Here is an 18,603-nt window from a genome sequence, read left to right on the forward strand (position 1 = left end):
ATCAGGATTCCGCATGGCGCAAACGGCGCCATTGACGTTGAGTTGCGCGGCTCAAACGATCGAGCCAGAGGTAAATAACGGGCGTGGTGAACAGCGTCAGCAGCTGGCTCAGCGCCAGACCGCCCGCAATCGCAATGCCCAGCGGGCTGCGCAGATCAGCATCGCCGCCACTGCCCAGCGCCAAAGGCAAGGCACCGAAAAAGGCCGCCAGCGTGGTCATCATGATCGGACGAAAGCGCATCAGGCAGGCTTGAGTAATCGCCTGCTGCGGCGACATGCCCAACCTGCGTTCTGCATCGATGGCAAAGTCGATCATCATGATGGCGTTCTTCTTCACGATACCAATCAGCAAAATAATGCCGATCAGGGCGATAACCGTGAGTTGCGTACCGGTGAGCAGCAGCAGCAGCAGCGCGCCTACGCCCGCCGAAGGCAACGTAGAAAGAATGGTCAGTGGATGGATATAACTTTCATACAGCACGCCCAACACGATATAGACCGCCGCCAGCGCCGCCAGGATCAACCACGGCATGGTGGCGGTGAGCTGCGCAAACGCCGCGGCGGTACCCGCAAAACCAGCCTGGATCGTCGAAGGCAAACCGAGTTTCGCCATCGCCTGTTTGATCAGCACCTGCGCCTGTTCCAGCGAAACGCCATCATTGAGGTTAAACGCCACGGTGCTGGTCGCTGATTGGCCCTGATGCGTCACTGACAGCGGCGCATTGCCACCCACAAACGTGGCGAAGGCCGACAGCGGAATGCGGTCGCCATTATCGTTAATGACATAAAGCTGCTTGAGAATTTCTGGGTCGCGCGTGTAGCTATCCTGCAAACTCATCACCACGTGATACTGGTTCAGCGTGTGATACAGCGTTGCGATTTGCCGCTGGCTAAAAGCATTATTCAGCAGCGTGTCGAGCATCTGAACGTCAACGCCAAGCCGGGTGGCGCGGTCGCGATCAATGTTCATCACCACTTCCTGACCGCCCGTTTGCGAGTCGGAATCGACGCTGTTGAACTGCGGAATTGCCGCCAGCGCCGCCTGTACTTTGGGCGTCCATTCGCGCAGCAGATCGAGATTGTCAGCCTGCAAACTGTACTGATACGTCGCGTTGGCGCTGCGTCCGCCGATATGCAGATCCTGCGCTGCCATCAGGAACATCTGTGCGCCAGCGATATGGCTGGTTTTCATGCTCAGGCGGTTCGCCACTTCGGTGGCCGTGGCATCGCGCTGATCAAAATCTTTAAGGCGCACAAAGAAGTTCGCGCTGTTACGCGAGCCGAACATCCCACTGCCCATCGATGACATCACGCTTTCCACCGCCGGATCGGACTGAATGATCTTGGTAAACGCCAACATCTTCGGCTTCATCGCCTGAAACGAGATGTTTTGATCGGCACGCAGCGCGCCCATTAGCAGGCCGGTGTCCTGATTCGGGAAAAAGCCTTTTTCCACCACCGAGAACAGAAACAGGTTGAGCAGCACCGTTAGCACCAAACTGAACATGGTGAGCTTTTGGTGGCGCATCACCCAATTCAAGCCGCGCGAATAGGCGTCCAACAAGCGATTGAGCCGGTTTTCAATAAACTGATAGAGCGGATGCGGCCGTTTAGTGACCTTGGGCTTGGGTTTGAGCAGTCGCGAGCAGAGCATCGGCGTCAGGCTCAACGACACAAACATTGAGATCAGCAGCGACACGGTGAGCGTCACGGCAAATTCGCGGAACAGACGCCCGACGATGCTGCCCATCAGCAAGATGGGAATGAATACCGCAATCAGCGACATGGTCATGGACAGCACGGTGAAACTCACTTCCTGCGCACCGCGCAGCGAGGCCCGCAGCGGACTTAGCCCCTCTTCAATGTGGCGCGTGATGTTTTCCAGCACCACGATCGCATCATCCACCACGAAGCCGGTGGCGATAATCAGCGCCATCAGCGACAGGTTATCTAGGCTGTAGCCGAGCAGATACATCACAGCGCAGGTGCCAATCAGCGAAACCGGCAAGGCCAACGCGGGAATGATCACCGCCTGCAGATTACGCAAAAAGACAAACACCACCGCAATCACCAGCAGCACTGCTACCAGCAAGGTTTCTTCCGTGTCGTAAAGCGAGGCGCGCACCCCAGGCGAACGGTCCACCACCACTTTCAGCGCGGTATCCGCAGGGAGATTTTTTCCAGCTCCGGCAGTTGCGCTTTGATCGCATCAATGGTGTCGAGCATATTAGCGCCCGCCTGGCGTTTGATACCCACCATCACCGAAGGCGACGCGTTAAGGAACCCCGCCTGATATTGATCTTCAACCGAGTCATAAACGGTTGCGACATCGTGCAGCCGCACCGCTTTTCCCTCTTTATAGCTAACGATCAAATCGCGATAGCTTTTGGCTTTATCCAGCTGCCCGTTGCTGTCCACCACCCAAGATTGCGTGCTGCCTTGTAACATCCCTTTTGGCAGATTAGTGGTGCTGTTGGCGACCGCGCTGCGCACGGTATCGAGTGAAATGCCATATTGCGTCAGCTTCAGCGGTTGCAGATCGATGCGCACCGCAGGCAAGGCGCTGCCCATCAGCGACACTTCGCCGACCCCTTTCACCTGCCCCATCGCCTGCTCGATTTTGCTTTCAGCAAGATCGTAGAGTTCGCCTGGCGTGCGAGTTGCAGACGTCAACGCCAGCATCACTATCGGCGCATCGGACGGATTGGCTTTACGGTAGGTTGGCAGCGATTCCATGGCGCTCGGCAGCAGACTACGCGAGGCGTTGATTGCCGCCTGAACGTCACGCGCTGCACCGTTGATGTCGCGATCAAGCTCAAACTGCAAAATGATATTGCTGGAACCCTGCGAGCTGCTTGAGGTCATTTCCGTTACGCCCGCGATTTGCCCCAGCGAGCGCTCCAGCGGGGTGGCCACCGTTGCCGCCATGGTTTCCGGGCTGGCACCCGCCAGGCTGGCGCTGACCATAATGGTCGGGAAATCAACCTGCGGCAGCGGCGCGACCGGCAACAAGCGATAGCCCAAGGCGCCCAGCAGCAGGATCGCCATGGTGAGCAGCAAGGTCGTAACCGGACGGAAGATAAACAGCCGGGTCAAATTCATTGCCCACTCCGCGTCTGCTGCTGACGGCGTTTCACCCACGCGTTGCCGCGCTGTGCAATCGCGTCAAACCACAAGTAAATCACCGGCGTAGAGAACAATGTCAGCGCCTGGCTGACGATCAAACCGCCAACAATCACCAGACCCAGCGGCTGACGCAGCTCTGCGCCCGAACCGGACGCCAGCATCAGCGGCAACGCACCCAGCAGCGCCGCCATGGTGGTCATCAGAATCGGGCGGAAACGCAATAAACAGGCTTGATGGATGGCGTCACGCGGGCTGAGGTGCTGCTTATTCTCCGCTTCTAGCGCAAAGTCGATCATCATAATGGCGTTCTTTTTCACGATGCCGATCAGCAGGATCACGCCAATCAACGCGATCAAGCTGAATTCGGTGCCCGCCAGCATCAGCGTCAACAAGGCGCCCACCGCAGCCGACGGCAGCGTGGAAAGGATGGTCACTGGATGAATAAAGCTTTCATACAGAATGCCGAGCACCACGTACATGGTGATCAGCGCCGCCAAAATCAGCCACAGCGTGTTACCCGTCGCGCTCTGGAACGCTGACGTTTCGCCCTGATAACGCAGCGTCACGCTCGATGGCAGTTGCAGCTGTTCACGCACCTCGGCAATCGCTTTCTGCCCATCTTCCAGTGAATAACCGGCATTCAGGTTGAAGGAGATCATCACTGCCGGGAATTGGTTCAAACGCATATGCATCAGCGAACCGGTGCGCTGGTGAAGGGTGGCAATCGACGTCAGTTTCACCATGCCGCTGCTGCTGGTGGTGGAACTGTCGCTACTGCTGGTGGTGGTTGACGTGGTGCTGCTACTGCTCGACGAGGTGCTGCTGTCGCTCTCTTCGTCTGAACTGCTGGAAGGTTGCAGGTAAACATCATCAAATGACGCCGGGCCTTGTTGATACCTCGGCGCGACTTCCAGCACCACGCGATACTGATTCGACTGAGTAAAAATAGTCGACACCAAACGCTGACCAAAAGCGTTGTAGAGCGCGGTATCCACATCCGAAGCAGTAATGCCGTAACGCGCCGCTTTATCGCGGTTCAGCTCGACATACGCCACGCGTCCCTGATCCTGAAGATTGCTTACCACGCCATTAAACTCTGGACGCTGCTGCAGTGCCGCCACCATTTTCGGCGACCACTGCACCAGATTTTCGCTGTCTGCATCGTCAAGCGTGAACTGATACTGGCTTGGCGTAACCTGGTCGTTGACTGTCAAATCCTGGGCCGATTGCATATAGAGCTGGATACCAGCCACCTGCGTCGCCGCCTGTTGTAGCTGTTTGATGACTGCATCGGCTTTGTCATTGCGCTCATCAAACGCCTTGAGGTTGATCTGTATACGCCCGCTGTTCAGACTGGTGTTATTGCCATCTATGCCAATCGTAGAGGACAGACTCTCTACCGCAGGATTCTGCAAAATCACTTTCGCCAGCGCCTGTTGACGCTTTGCCATCTCATTAAAAGAGACATCCTGCGACGCCACGGTCACGCCCTGAATCAAACCGGTATCCTGCGTCGGGAAGAAGCCTTTCGGCACCATGACATAGAGCAGCGCGGTCAGCGCGAAGGTGGCCAGCGCCACCAGCAGCGTCAGCTTTTGGTGATTTAACACGATGGTCAGCAAGCGATCATAGCCGCGAATCAGCTTATCGAATAATTCACCGCCCTTGCGTGAAAAGCGCGACTGCTTTTCGACTGGAATGTGGCGCAGCAGATAAGCGCACAGCATCGGCGTTAAGGTTAGCGACACCACCATTGAGACCAGAATCGACACCGCCAGCGTGATAGCAAACTCGCGGAACAAGCGTCCGACCACGTCGCCCATAAACAGCAGCGGAATCAGTACCGCAATCAGCGAAAAGGTTAGTGAAATGATGGTGAAACCAATCTGCTGCGAGCCTTTTAGCGCCGCTTCCATTGGCGGTTCGCCCTCTTCCAGCCGCCGCGAGATGTTTTCAACCACCACAATGGCATCATCAATAACGAAACCGGTAGCGATGGTCAGCGCCATCAACGAGAGGTTATTCAGGCTGAAGTCAGCGAGGTACATCACACCAAAGGTGCCAATCAACGACAGCGGCACCGCCACGCTGGGGATCAGTGTCGCTGCCACATTGCGCAGGAACAGGAAAGTGACCATCACCACCAGCGCAATCGAGAGCATGAGCTCAAACTGCACGTCACTGATCGAGGCGCGAATGGTTTGCGTGCGATCCGAAAGAATCGTCATTTTCACGCCATCTGGCAGCGCGGCCTGCAAGGTCGGCAGCTGCGCCTTAATCCCATCCACGACCTGAATCACGTTTGCACCCGGCTGGCGCTGCACGCTGATGACAATCGCCGGGCTGTTATTCGCCCACGCCGACTGGAAGCTGTTTTCCGGCCCTTGCTCAATATGCGCAATATCTTTCAGACGCAGCGCAGCACCGTTTTGATAAGTAATGATTAAATTGCCGTACTCGTCTGCGGTACGCAGCTGATCGTTGGCGTCGATAGTGACCGAATGGTATTTACCATCAAAGCCGCCTTTCGAACCGTTAACGTTGCTGTTGCTAATCAGGGTGTTGACGTCTTCCAGCGTCAAATTGTGCGCCGCCAGCGCTTTTGGATCCATCTGCACCCGAATCGCTGGTTGATGTCCGCCCGCCAGCGTCACCATGCCGACACCAGAAATTTGCGATAGCTTGAGCGCCACGCGCGTATTCACCAAGTCCTGCACCTGCGTCAGCGGCAGGTTCTCTGAGCTGGCAGCTAAGGTGATCACCGCGCTGTCCGCCGGATTGACCTTTTGTAGGTTGGCGGGTTTGGCAGATCGCTGGGCAGCAGATTGTTCGCGGCATTTATCGCCGCCTGCACTTCCTGCTCCGCCACATCCAGCGACAGGTCGAGACTGAACTTCAGGGTGATGATCGATGATCCACCGGAACTGGTGGAGGTCATCTGACTCAAACCCGCCATTTGACCGAGTTGACGCTCCAGCGGCGAGGTCACTGATGAAGCCATCACGTCCGGGCTGGCGCCGGGATAGAGTGTGGTGACCTGAATGGTCGGATAATCGACCTGTGGCAGCGCCGAGGTGGAAAGAAACTTGTAGGCAAAAATACCGGCGATCAGCACGCCCACCATCAGCAAGATGGTGGCGACCGGACGCAGGATAAACAGGCGTGACGGATTCATTTGGCCTCGGCGGTTGCGGTGGTTTGCGTTTCATCCGCCACCGACACTTTGCTGCCGTTGGTCAGGCGATCAATGCCTTCCGTTACCAGACGATCGCCCGGCTCTACGCCTTTTAAAATCGCTTGCCGATCGTCATCCAATGCCGGCCCGGCGGTCACCGCTTTGCGCGTCACGGTATTGTCTTTGTTGATCACAAAAACAAAGCTGCCGTCGCTGCTCATCTGCAACGCTTGTGTTGGGATCACCGTCGCGCCTTTCAATAGATTGGTCTGCAAACGCAGATTAACAAACTGATTAGCGAACAGCGCTTCGTCCTGGTTGGGGAAGGTGGCCTTTAGCTCAACCGTGCCGGTGGCGGTATCGATCTGGTTACTGATGAACTTCACCTCACCGTTGGCCAACGTGCTGGTATTGTCCTCATCAAATGCCGTAGCGGGCAGATTTTGATTGTTATGCAGCGCTTTGACCAGCGTGGGGATATTGCTCTGCGGCACGCTAAACGTGACGGCGGCGGGCTGCATCTGGGTCAGAGTGACTAAACCGGTGCTGCTGGAGCTTTGCACCATGTTGCCCGGATCAACCTGACGCAATCCAACACGGCCGCTAACCGGCGCAGTGATGCGAGCGTATTCGATACTGAGTTTAGCGCTGTCGATTTGCGCCTGATCGGTGGCAACCGCACCGCGATACTGCCCTACCGTGGCTATCTGCGTATCCAGATCCTGGCGGGAGAGAGAATCTTGCGCCGCCAGCTTGCGATAGCGCGCCAGCGTCAGTTCTGCGCTTTTCAGCAGTGCCTGGTTCTCATTTAACGCACCTTGATATTGATTCAACGTCGCCTGATAGCTACGCGGATCAATCTGCGCCAGCAGCTGTCCTGCTTCAACTTTCTGCCCTTCAGTGAAGTAAACCTTCTCCAGCTGTCCATCGACACGGCTGGTAACGGTAACGCTGGCGCTGGGGATGACGGTGCCAAGTGCATTGAGATAAACCGGCACATCTGCGGTGCTGGCCACGCCGCTGTGTACCAGCGTTGCGCCGCCGCCCATCATCATGCCAGGGCCACCGCGACCTGCATGACCGCCTGGCGGCATACCGCCACTCGATCCTTTGCCAAACGGCAACAAACGCCAGGCAACAGCGGCAATAATCAATACCACGATTAAAAGAAGCAGCCATTTAAGCCAGCGGGAACGAGGGGAACGGGATGCGTTAGTAATCATCGAACTCTTCAGGTAAACAAGGAATAAGGAATTCCCCCTTAAAAGCAGGGGATTATTTCGTGGTGCGTACTCTAAATACGTTGCGTTGCATGACGGTAGCACGCTGACGAATCCCGATAGGCGTAGTGAACGACAGGATTCGGGTAAGTGAGCATAGCCAACAAAGAGGCAACGTAAAGTATGACGGGCACAATTATCACGGCACGCATTATCGGCTAAATTTGATGCGATTTTCCATCGCCAAACCGTAAGGTTTTCGTTAAGAAGAATCAGGGTTTCGCTCGGTTCAGCGCGATGACTCTGCTTTAGACCTGGTCTGGTTAAGCGGAGATAACCTTGATTAACCGGCAAGGTGTGTCGAAAAGCGTTGCCGAATAGGGACGCTTAAAATCGTGAATAGCCGCCTCGCTAAATGCGTGACGAGACGGCTCGTCATTATGATTTCCAGCCGCCGCCCAATGCTTCGTACAGCGTAATTTTTTGATTAAGCTGTCCCAAATGTGCCGCAATCAGCGCCTGCTGTGCCGTATACAGCGAACGCTGTGCGACTAACACATTGAGATAGTTATCAACGCCTTGCTTATAACGCAAATCTGAATAGTCGTAATCGCGCTGGTTGGCCGCGACCTCTTTTTGCAGCGCCATGAGCTGGCTCTGCCAGGTATCCTGCCCAGCCAGCGCATCGTTAACATCTTTAAACGCAGTCTGAATCGCTTTCTCATAGTTGGCGATCTCAATACGTTTTTCGATTTTAGCGATATCCAGATTGGCCTGATTCACTCCGCCGTCGAAGATCGGCAGAGAGATCGAGGGTGCAAACGACCAGGCGCCTGTACCGCCTTCCAGCAGATGCCCCAGTGAGCTGCTGGTTGAGCCGCCCGATGCGGTTAGCGTGATATTCGGGAAAAAGGCCGCGCGCGCAGCGCCGATATTGGCATTAGCGGCTTTAAGGGTGTGTTCAGCAGCGATGATATCCGGGCGGCGCGTCAGCAGATCCGACGGCAATCCCGCTGGCGTCTGCGGAAATTGCCAGTTGCTGTCGAGTGTGGCGTTTTTCAGCAGCGTGGCGGGTAAATCAGTGCCAGCCAACAGCCGCAGCGCATCCACATCCTGTCGTACCTGACGCGTATAGCTCGCCACATCCGCTTCGGCGCTGCGCACGGTGCTTTCTGCTTGTGCCAAATCCTGATCGCTGCTGACGCCGCCGTTGTAGCTTATTTTGGTCAGATCATAGGATTTCTGCTGACTCTGCACAGTTTGTTCGGCGAGATGCAGAAGATCGTTATCGGAACAGAGCGTTAGCCACGCCGATGCCACCTGTGAAATCAGCGAAATGCGCGTTGCGCGTTCGGTGGCTTCAGTGGAGAGATAGGTCTCCTGGGCCTGATCGCGCAGGCTACGCAAGCGTCCCCAGAAATCCAGCTCCCATGAAGTCACGCCTAATCCGGCGTTTAACTCGTGATAAGTCACCGCGCCGGTTGATTGCGTATTGTAGAGGTTCGCAGGTTCATGGGCCGACGTCTGGCTGGCGGTGGCGTTAATCGACGGCAGCAGCGCAGCGCGATCGATCTGCACCGAGGCACGCGCCTGTTCAACATTCAATGCTGCGACGCGCAGGTCGCGGTTGTTTTGCAGCGACAGGTCGATCAGCTGGCGCATCGTGGCATCGTTGAAGAAGTTCTGCCACGGCAGATCGGCGACATTGCCGACCGGCGTATTTTGATCGTAATGCGTATCCACCGGCAGCGTTGGGCGCTGATAGTTGGGCTGTAACGTACAACCAGTTAAGCCAAGGGCGGCCACCAATGGCAGCAGCGTCCAGCGCGTTGCTTTAGTTATCATTGTGAACAACCTCAGGCTTTTTCTTACGGGAAAAGAGCTGCGAAACCACCACGTAAAACATCGGTACAAAGAAAATGGCGAGGAATGTCGCGGTAAGCATTCCACCCGCTACCGCCGTACCAATGGAGTGCTGGCTGCCCGCACCCGCCCCGTTTGAGATAGTGAGCGGCAGTACGCCAAGAATAAATGCCATCGACGTCATGATAATGGGTCGAATACGCAAGCGTGCTGCTTCTACCGCAGCGTCCACCAGCGTTCTGCCTTCACGTTCGTGCAGCTCTTTGGCGAACTCCACGATCAAAATGGCATTTTTCGCGGCCAGCCCAACGGTGGTGAGCAATCCGACCTGGAAGAACACATCGTTTTGCAAACCGCGCAGCAGCACCGCACTGATGGTGCCCAGTACGCCAAGCGGCACCACCAATAGCACTGAGAACGGAATCGACCAGCTCTCGTAAAGCGCGGCCAGGCACAGGAACACCACCAGCACGGAAATAGCATAGAGCTGCGCTGTTTGTGAGCCAGACGCCTGCTCTTCATAGGAGATGCCGTACCACTGCACGCGGAAGCCTTTTGGCATTTTCGCGCCAATCTCTTCCACCGCTTTCATCGCTTCACCGCTGCTGTAACCTGAGGCTGGCGAGCCGAGAATCTCTTCTGCCGTCATGCCGTTAAAGCGTTCATAGTGCGGTGAACCGCTGACCCATTCGCCGCTGGCAAAGGCCGAGAACGGCACCATGGTTCCGCTACTGTTACGAAAGTACCATTTGTTGAGATCTTCCGGCGTCACGCGCGAATCGGCTTTACCCATCAGGTAAACCTCTTTGACGCGGCCGTTATACATGAACTGATCGATGTAGCTGGATCCCCAAGCGACCGACAGGGTGTTGTTGATATCAGCCATGCTCAAACCCAACGCGCTGGCGCGTTCATCGTTGATCTCCAGCTGATATTGCGGTTCATCTTCCATGCCGTTGAGGCGAACGGCGCTCAGGCGTGGATCGTTGTTAGCCAGCGCAAGAAACGTGTGCGTGGCATTCATCATTTCCTGATGCGTATGGCCCGCAGTATCTTGTAGATAGAAGTCAAAACCGGTGGCGTTCCCCAACTCCATGACCGCCGGTGGCACCATGGCAAAGATTTTCGCGTCTTTATAATTGGCGAAGTGCCCCATGATATTCGCCGCCAGCGTTTTCACGCTCTGGCTCGATTGGGTACGTTCACTCCAGTCTTTGAGACGGACAAACGCCATAGCACTGTTTTGCCCACGTCCGGCAAAGTTAAAACCGTTGGCCGCAAATACTGTAGTGACCACCGACGCTTGCTTGTCATGCAGATAGTCGTTGAGATCGTTAATGACTTTTTGGGTGCGCTGCGATGAGGCATTCACCGGCAGTGTGATCTGCACCATCATCAATCCCTGATCTTCATCCGGCAAAAAGGTGGTCGGTACGCGAGTGAACAGATAGCCGGTGACGCCAACAATCATCAGATACACCACCAGAAACAGGCCGCGACGCGAGATGACTTTGCTGACGCCGCGGGTGTAATGCAGCGTGCCGCTGTCGAACTTGCGGTTAAACCAACCGGCCAGCCCGGTGGTTTTGTGCTCGGCGGAGGAGGATTTAAGCAACGTCGCGCACAGCGCCGGTGTAAAGATCAGCGCCATCAGCACCGACAGCGCCATGGCTGACACAATGGTGATGGAGAACTGACGATAGATAACGCCGGTCGATCCCGAGAAGAACGCCATCGGCAGCAGCACCGCCGACAGCACCAAGGCAATACCAAATAGCGCGCCCTGAATCTGCTGCATCGACTTAATGGTGGCGGTTTTGGGATCGAGCTGCTCTTCGTGCATCACGCGCTCGACGTTTTCCACCACCACGATGGCGTCATCCACCAGCAACCCTATCGCCAATACCATGCCGAACATCGTCAGGGTGTTAATGCTGTAGCCAAAAGCAGAAAGAATGCCGAAGGTTCCCAGCAAGACCACTGGCACCACCAGCGTGGTGATAAAGGTTGCGCGCAGGTTTTGCAGGAAAATCAGCATGACGAAGAACACCAGCACCACCGCTTCGAGCAACGTTTTCACGACTTCTTCGATTGACGCGCTGACCACTGGCGAGGTGTCGTAGGGATATTGCACCTCGACGTTATCCGGCAGCGAATCTTTCAGCGCTTCTACCGTGGCGCGCACCGCTTTGGCGGTATCCAGCTCGTTGGCGCCTGTTGCCAGACGCAACGCAATACCGGCAGAAGGTTTGCCATCCATGGTTGAGTCGATGGTGTAGCTTTGTGGGCCTAATGCCACGTTACCCACATCTTTAAGGCGGATCTGCGAACCGTTACTGTTTACCTTCAGCAGCACGTTTTCAAACTGCTTCACGCTGGTGAAGCGTGATTTACCCAGAATGGTGGCATTCGTTTTAGCGTCAGGAATGGTCGGCAAGCCGCCGAGCGAACCGGAAGAGACCTGCACGTTCTGGTTATCAATAGCGGTGCTGACGTCGCTCGGCATCAGGCTGTACTTATAGAGTTTGGCCGGATCGAGCCAGATGCGCATCGCATACTCAGAACCCAATACCATGAAGTCGCCAACGCCTTTGGTACGCGAGATGGGATCTTCCAGCTTCGATACCAACATATCGGCGAGATCACCGTTACTCAGCTTGCCATCTTTCGACACCAGGCTTATCACCATCATGAAGTTTTTTGGTATTTACGAATACGGATGCCTTGCTGTGTGACATCAGTGGGCAGCTGAGATTCCGCCAGAGAAACGCGATCCTGTACCTGAACCTGAGCGATATCAGGATCAATGCCCTGATTAAAAGTGGCGATGATTTGCGCACTGCCATCGCTGGCGCTGTTCGATTCCAGATAGCGCAATCCATCCAGGCCATTCAGCTGTTGCTCAATGACCTGTACCACGGTGTTTTGCGTGGTTTCGGCGCTGGCACCCGGATACGTCACCGAAATAGAGACGGCGGGAGGTGAGATGTTGGGATATTGATTAACCGGTAAATTCAGCGTGGCGATAGCGCCTACCAGCATCACAATAATCGCCACAACCCAGGCGAATATTGGACGCTGGATAAAGAACGTAGACATGACGTCTCCTTATTGGGCCGAGGGATCGGTCATTGTCAGGCTGACACTGTCAGCGCTGGGCATGTCGTTGACGTTAGCCGCCACGGTTTTCACTTTGCTGCCGCTATGCACGCTTTGCAGGCCATTCACCACCACTTTTTCGCCGCTGTTCAGACCGCGGGTGATGAGCCACCTTGCCTGGATCATTTCACCGGTGGTTACGCTGCGCTGCTCAACGCTGTCGTCAGCTTTCACTACGTAGACATAGGGCTGACCTTTGCTGTCATGCATGATCGCTTCTTGCGGCACCATAATTCCCTGCTGCTGTACGCCCTGCGGGAAACTGGCGTGCACGTACATTCCCGGCAGCAGTTCATTGTGCGGATTAGGGAACACCGCTCGCAGCACCACGCTGCCGGTCGCCTCATCAACATTCACTTCCGAGAAGGCTAATTTGCCTTGCTGCTCGTAAGTGCTGCCATCTTCCAGCGTCAGTTTTACCGCGGCCGCGTTATCGCCCACTTTCTCTAGCTTGCCGTCGGCCAAGGCTTTGCGCAGGCGCAGGAGATCGGTGGAGGATTCGCTGACGTCAACATAGACAGGATTGAGCTGTTGAATAGTGGCGAGATAATCGGTTTGTCCGCTAGTGACCAAAGCACCTTCGGTGACCAGTGACCGGCTAATGTGGCCCGTAATCGGCGCTTTAACCAAGGTGTAATCCAGGTTGACCTTCGCGCTTTCGACATCGGCTTTCGCTTCACGCTCGGCCGCGACGGCATCATCATACGTTTGCTGGCTAATGGCATGTGCAGCCGCTAAAGGCTGATAGCGTTTTGCCACCCCGCATCGTTTTGCCAGGTTGCATGGGCTTTGTCATAGGCTGCTTGATAAGTGGCCGGATCGATTTGATAAAGAGGCTGGCCCGCTTTCACTTCGCCCCCTCCGTAAACAGCAGTTTTTGAATCACACCGCTCACCTGCGGACGGACTTCCGCAGTTTTCACTGCAGTCGTGCGGCCCGGCAATTGAGTCAGCAAGGTTACCGGCTCGCTTTTGAGTGTGACGATGCCAACTTCCGGCGTGGTTGCAGCAGCAGGCTGCTTCGCTCCCTGGTCACAAGCAGCCAGTAAAAACACCACGCTGGCTGAAATAACTTTCATGCGCATAGTTTTTCTCAACAAGAAGGTAAAAGTAACGAGAGTGACCACTCTCAAAGGCGTTCATTGTAGGGAGGTCAAAAGAAGTACGCTGTTAAGGAAGCGTAAAATATATTTTCGAATCGAAAATCCTAAACTTTCTGTGCGGACCTTTCGCACGTTATGTTCAGAAAGCGCTGTCTCCAGGCGTGTTGTCGCCAGGCTGTCAGCTTACTGCAGCAGATGTTTTTACGTTTGTTGGTAAGCGTAAAGGGCGGGTTAAGAGGTGTGAGTAGCTAATCACAGCATCAGGTCAGCCTCGTTGTCGCCGACCTCGTGAAATGTCTACAACTCGATGTAGCGGGTTAACCGCCACGCGATTAAGGCAAAAAAACCCACGCATCTGCGTGGGTCGGTGTAATAACAGGGTTATGACTGCCGGAGCAGCTTTGTTTTCACACCCATCAATACCTCTGGGACTTTTATCCTCGCACCGTTGCGCGCTGAGCGACAGGCGGAAAAAGCAAATGAATACGCGGAAATGAAACGAGGTGTGAAAAACTCACACACCTCACTTACACTTTGATTTTACTAAGATTTATCCGAAGGTTTACTGTAGATAGCATCCGGTGCGACGTTCATATGCTTCAGTACAGGCCCCATGATGTTGCCGAATACCGGCGCAGCCACCGAACCACCGAAGTGGTCGCCTGCGGTTGGATGGTTGATCATTACCACCAGCGCGACTTCAGGATGGCTGGCAGGCGCCAAGCCCGCGGTATAGTTCACATAGCCGCCATCGTATTTGCCGCTGGTGCCCATCTTCTCCGCCGTACCGGTTTTGGTCGCCAGACGATAACCCGGTACCGCCGCTTTTAGCCCGGTTCCGCCCGGTAAAACATCGCTTTCCAACATGTGCACCACTTGCTTAACGGTTTCCGGGTTCGCGACCTGCTCGCCGAGCACCGGCGGCGTCACTTTGGTGATCGAGAGCGGACGATAGGTACCGTAAGAACCCAGCGTGGCGTATTCACGGGCGATTTGCAGTGGCGTGACGCGTAAGCCATAACCAAAGGAAAACGTGGCGCGTTCGATATCCGCCCAGCGCGTGCGGTGCAGCGGGAAGTAACCCACGCTTTCACCCGTCAGCCCTAATCCCGTGGGTTTGCCAAGACCAAAAGCGTGATACGTGTTCACCAGCGCTTCAGCTGGCATCGCCAGCGCGATATGCGAAACGCCAATGTCGCTGGATTTCTGCAAGATGCCGGTCATGGTCAAGCGCGGCCAATGGCCAACATCACGGATCAGGTGCCCATTCACACGATACGGCGTGGTGTCGATAACCGAATCAGGCCGCACTAAATGGCGCTCCAGCCCTTCCATCACCACCAGCGGTTTCACGGTAGAACCGGGTTCGTAACTGTCGTTGATCGCGGCGTTACGCATTTGCGCAGGCGTTGCGCCATCGTAATTGTTGGGGTTGAACGATGGATAAGAGGCCATTGCCAGGATCTCGCCGGTGTCGATCTTCACCAATACGGCGGCACCTGAATCGGCTTTATTCAGCAACACACCATCACGCAGCTTGCTGTACAGCGTGTATTGATCGAACTTATCAATGCTGAGCTGCACTGTTGGCGGCTGGGTTGGCGGCTGATAGTTGATCATTGAGATGATGTTACCCATCGCATCTTGCCGATAAACCTCTTTGCCAGGCACGCCCTGCAGAACTTTATCAAAGCCCTTTTCCAGCCCGTTCAGGCCGACATTATCGGCCCCGACAATACCAATCAACGGTGCAGAGGCTTCGCTCATCGGATAAAAGCGGCTGTCGTCATATACTTCGCTGACGCCTTTTAGTCGTAACTGTTTAATGTCTTTGGCGATACCCAGCTCGACTTTACGGCCCAAATAGAGGAAGCGACGTTTAGGGTTGGCAGTGATCTGCGCGGCAATCTGTTCAGGACGCATATTCAATGCGGCAGCAAGATAGGCCCACTTCTCGCTGGTAAAATCGGGGTTGCCCTCCAACACGCGCAGCGGATCGGCAATGATATCGCGCGATGGTACGCTGAGCGCCAGCGCTTCGCCGTTGCGATCCAGCAAGGTGCCGCGGCTGGTTGGCAGCGTAACGGTACGCAGCGAGCGTTGATCGGCTTCGTGTTCCAGCATCGGCTGATTCAGGAACTGCAAATCGGCTACGCGCGCCAATAGCACCACCATGCAGGCCAGCACGCCCAGGCAGATCAAACGAAATCGAAAAGGGTTGAAAGAGGCTTTAATCTGGTCTTTTCCCAGTAGTTTTTTAATCCGGGGCATGGCATTCCGCTGCGCTAAATAATGAAAAGAGGCTTAAGTCAGCAGTTATAAAGAAAGCGCTGCCGGGATAACAGGAAAACTGTGTTTCAGTTCGTAATCCTCGTTAAATTTCAGCTTGCAGATGCGTTGACGGCTCTGGTTCATTCGAATCACTGACTCCGGTAAGCGCATCGAGATTGATTCCTTTGCCGCCTTCCTGCAAGCCGAACGCTCTGGAGAATGTTAATCACTGAATTTTGGGCAAAAAAACCTGCGCATCTGCGCAGGTTGGTGTAATCAAAAAAATCTATTGATGTTCACCCATCAATACCTCTGGGACCCTGACTGTAGCAAGGTGGATTGATCGGCTGCTATCACTCAAACGCAACAGTTACCCGCAAAATGTAACCAGCCATGAGATCTCTACGCTATTTTGCAAACGGGATGTTTTTTGATTTCTACCAGGCAACTCATGGCATTAGGACCCTGGGTCAGCGACGAGGTCCCGATGTCCAGCGTCAGCACATTTGGGTTGCCCGCGCGATCCCACGGCTGCCATTTGCCGCCGAAGCCAGGATCAAACCAGGCACCAGTAGACACGATCACCACGCCCGGCGTTAATCCGTCGGTCACACGCACGCCTGCCAGCATCGTGCCGCGCGTATTGCTGACTTCGATCTCATCACCCTCCACGATGCCACGCACAGCGGCATCTTGCGGATGCATGTAGAGCGTTTCATGCCCGGCCGTTTTGTTGCCCTGCACGGTTTCCGTGGCATCCAGCTGACTGTGCAGACGATCAGAGGGTTGAATCGAGATCATGTGCAGCGGATAGTCACGGCTCAACGGCGAACCCAACCACTCTTGAGGCTCACGCCATTCAGGATGTCCGGCAACATCGTCCAGCTGATAATCGGCGATGGTCTGACTAAACAGCTCAATCTTGCCGCTGGCGGTTTGAATCGGATGGGCGACTGGATCGGCGCGGAAATTATCCATAAACACATAAGGCTTGCCGCCTTCTGGAATCTCAACAAAGCCGCGTTGCCAAAATGCGTCAAACTCGGGGAACTCGATGCCTTTATGCGCATGTGCCACCGCACATTGCTGATAAAGGTGCGCGATCCACTCCATCTCATTGCGTCCTTCAGTGAAGGTTTCGCGGTAGCCAAGACGCTCAGCAAGATCAGCAAAAATATCGAAATCATTGCGCGCCTGATGCTGCGGTTTAACCGCCTGATGCATCGCAAACACGAAGCGATCGCGAGATGACCCGCCAATGTCGTTGCGCTCCAGCGTGGTGGTGGCGGGTAATACGATATCCGCCATCTGTGCCGCCGGCGTCCAGACAATATCCTGCACCACTACCGTATCGGGCTTCTGCCACCCTTCCACCAGACGGTTGAGCTGCTGGTGATGATGGAATGGATTGCCGCCCGCCCAGTGCACCAGATGGATATCGGGATAGGTCAGCGTTTCGCCCTGGAATGGATAAGGCTGGCCAGGATTCAGCAGCATGTCGCTGATGCGAGCCACAGGAATCGACAGGCCGCCGGGGTTGGGCCCAGTACTCATTAATGGCGAAGGCCCTTCCTGACGCGGATTGCCGACGCTGTTCATCGAACCGTGCCCGAAGGAGAAGCCCGCACCCGGCAAGCCTGGCTGGCCCAGCATTGAAGAGAGCGCAATCATCATCCAATAGGGCTGCTCGCCACGGTGCGCGCGCTGTACCGAATAGGAACAGGTAATAAAGCTGCGTTTACCGATGAGCTGCTGTGCCAACTGCACAATGCGCTCTGCCGGAATCCCGGTGATACGGCTGGCCCAACCGGCGGTTTTGGCCACGCCGTCACTTTCGCCCAGCAGATAAGCACGCAGCTGCGGCCAGCCGGTGCAATGGCTGGCAAGAAAAGCCTCATCTACCGCGCCGCGCTGCTGAATTTCATAGCCCAGCGCCATCATTAATGCGGCATCGGTATTGGGGCGAATCGGGATCCAGTCGGCGTTAACAAAGGCGGGGCAATCGTCACGCATCGGACTGATGTTGATGATCGGCGTACCTTTGGCGACGAGCTGTTCCAGCGCCGGTTTCAAGGTGTGCTGACCGGCACCGCCGGAAGCGACCTGCGCATTTTTCAGCGCCAGACCGCCAAAGGCGACAAAAATTTCCGCGTGTTCAACCACTTCTGGCCAATCGGTCACACGACCGGTAAGCGGCATATACGTGCCAATCACATACGGCAGGAAAAACTGTGCTGCGCCCCAACTGTAATTCCCCTGCTGATCAACACCGCCGCCGCCCTTAAAGTAAAAGCGGCGAACCAGCGTGCGCGCATGGTTAACACGGCCCGCAGAAGACCAGCCATACGAACCGGTGAAAATACCCGATGCGCCGTAGCGCTCGCGGATACGGCGGTTTTCGTCTGCCACTAAATCCAGCGCGGTATCCCAATCCACCGCGACAAAATCTTCCCGGCCACGCAATGTGCGATCGCTGTTTTCGCGCGATTTTAGCCACGAGCGACGCACCATCGGTTGGCGGATACGTTTATCGGAGTAGACCAGTTCAGGAATAGTATTCAGCATCGGTGACGGATCGGCATCGGCGAAAAACGGTTCGCAGCCAATCAGACGATCATTTTCTGTCACGGCGTTAAAGGCGCCCCAGTGCGCCAGATGTGGCACTCTTGTTTTCATCTTTGTTTTTC

The 18,603-nt window shown here is 55.4% G+C and carries 4 protein-coding genes and 4 pseudogenes; all 8 read right to left on the reverse strand.

All coding sequences use genetic code 11. From position 1 onward, the window contains the following. Position 1 precedes the first annotated feature (1 nt). A pseudogene (locus KQP84_RS19490) lies at positions 2 to 3,102 on the reverse strand (efflux RND transporter permease subunit). After that, positions 3,099 to 6,301: pseudogene (locus KQP84_RS19495) on the reverse strand (efflux RND transporter permease subunit). Before KQP84_RS19495 ends, KQP84_RS19490 begins: the two co-directional pseudogenes overlap by 4 nt. Then, on the reverse strand, positions 6,298 to 7,524 hold the full coding sequence (locus tag KQP84_RS19500) for an MdtA/MuxA family multidrug efflux RND transporter periplasmic adaptor subunit (protein WP_215847775.1): 1,227 nt from the start codon (positions 7,522 to 7,524) through the stop codon (positions 6,298 to 6,300). The pseudogene KQP84_RS19495 and the gene KQP84_RS19500 overlap by 4 nt, the downstream one beginning before the upstream one ends. A 435-nt stretch (positions 7,525 to 7,959) precedes the next feature. Further along, on the reverse strand, positions 7,960 to 9,366 hold the full coding sequence (locus KQP84_RS19505; protein WP_215847776.1) for an efflux transporter outer membrane subunit: 1,407 nt from the start codon (positions 9,364 to 9,366) through the stop codon (positions 7,960 to 7,962). Beyond that, positions 9,356 to 12,483 (reverse strand): annotated as a pseudogene (locus KQP84_RS19510) (efflux RND transporter permease subunit). The gene KQP84_RS19505 and the pseudogene KQP84_RS19510 overlap by 11 nt, the downstream one beginning before the upstream one ends. A gap of 9 nt (positions 12,484 to 12,492) precedes the next feature. After that, positions 12,493 to 13,627, reverse strand: a pseudogene (locus tag KQP84_RS19515) (efflux RND transporter periplasmic adaptor subunit). A gap of 561 nt (positions 13,628 to 14,188) precedes the next feature. After that, positions 14,189 to 15,916, reverse strand: a complete 1,728-nt coding sequence (locus tag KQP84_RS19520) for a penicillin-binding transpeptidase domain-containing protein (RefSeq protein ID WP_215847777.1) — start codon at positions 15,914 to 15,916, stop codon at positions 14,189 to 14,191. 402 nt (positions 15,917 to 16,318) lie between these two features. Continuing rightward, the gene (locus tag KQP84_RS19525) at positions 16,319 to 18,592 is read right to left on the reverse strand and encodes a molybdopterin guanine dinucleotide-containing S/N-oxide reductase (RefSeq protein ID WP_215847778.1); all 2,274 of its coding nucleotides are present in this window, start codon (positions 18,590 to 18,592) and stop codon (positions 16,319 to 16,321) included. Positions 18,593 to 18,603: the final 11 nt, after the last annotated feature.

Origin of the sequence: Candidatus Pantoea bituminis, from assembly GCF_018842675.1 — a bacterium.
GTDB lineage: Bacteria > Pseudomonadota > Gammaproteobacteria > Enterobacterales > Enterobacteriaceae > Pantoea > Pantoea phytostimulans.

Bases quoted from the DNA above. Each gene is read 5' to 3' on its own strand.
- KQP84_RS19505 (WP_215847776.1), bottom strand. From the start codon at position 9,366: ATGATAACTAAAGCAACGCGCTGGACGCTGCTGCCATTGGTGGCCGCC.
- KQP84_RS19520 (WP_215847777.1), bottom strand. From the start codon at position 15,916: ATGCCCCGGATTAAAAAACTACTGGGAAAAGACCAGATTAAAGCCTCT.
- KQP84_RS19500 (WP_215847775.1), bottom strand. From the start codon at position 7,524: ATGATTACTAACGCATCCCGTTCCCCTCGTTCCCGCTGGCTTAAATGG.
- KQP84_RS19525 (WP_215847778.1), bottom strand. From the start codon at position 18,592: ATGAAAACAAGAGTGCCACATCTGGCGCACTGGGGCGCCTTTAACGCC.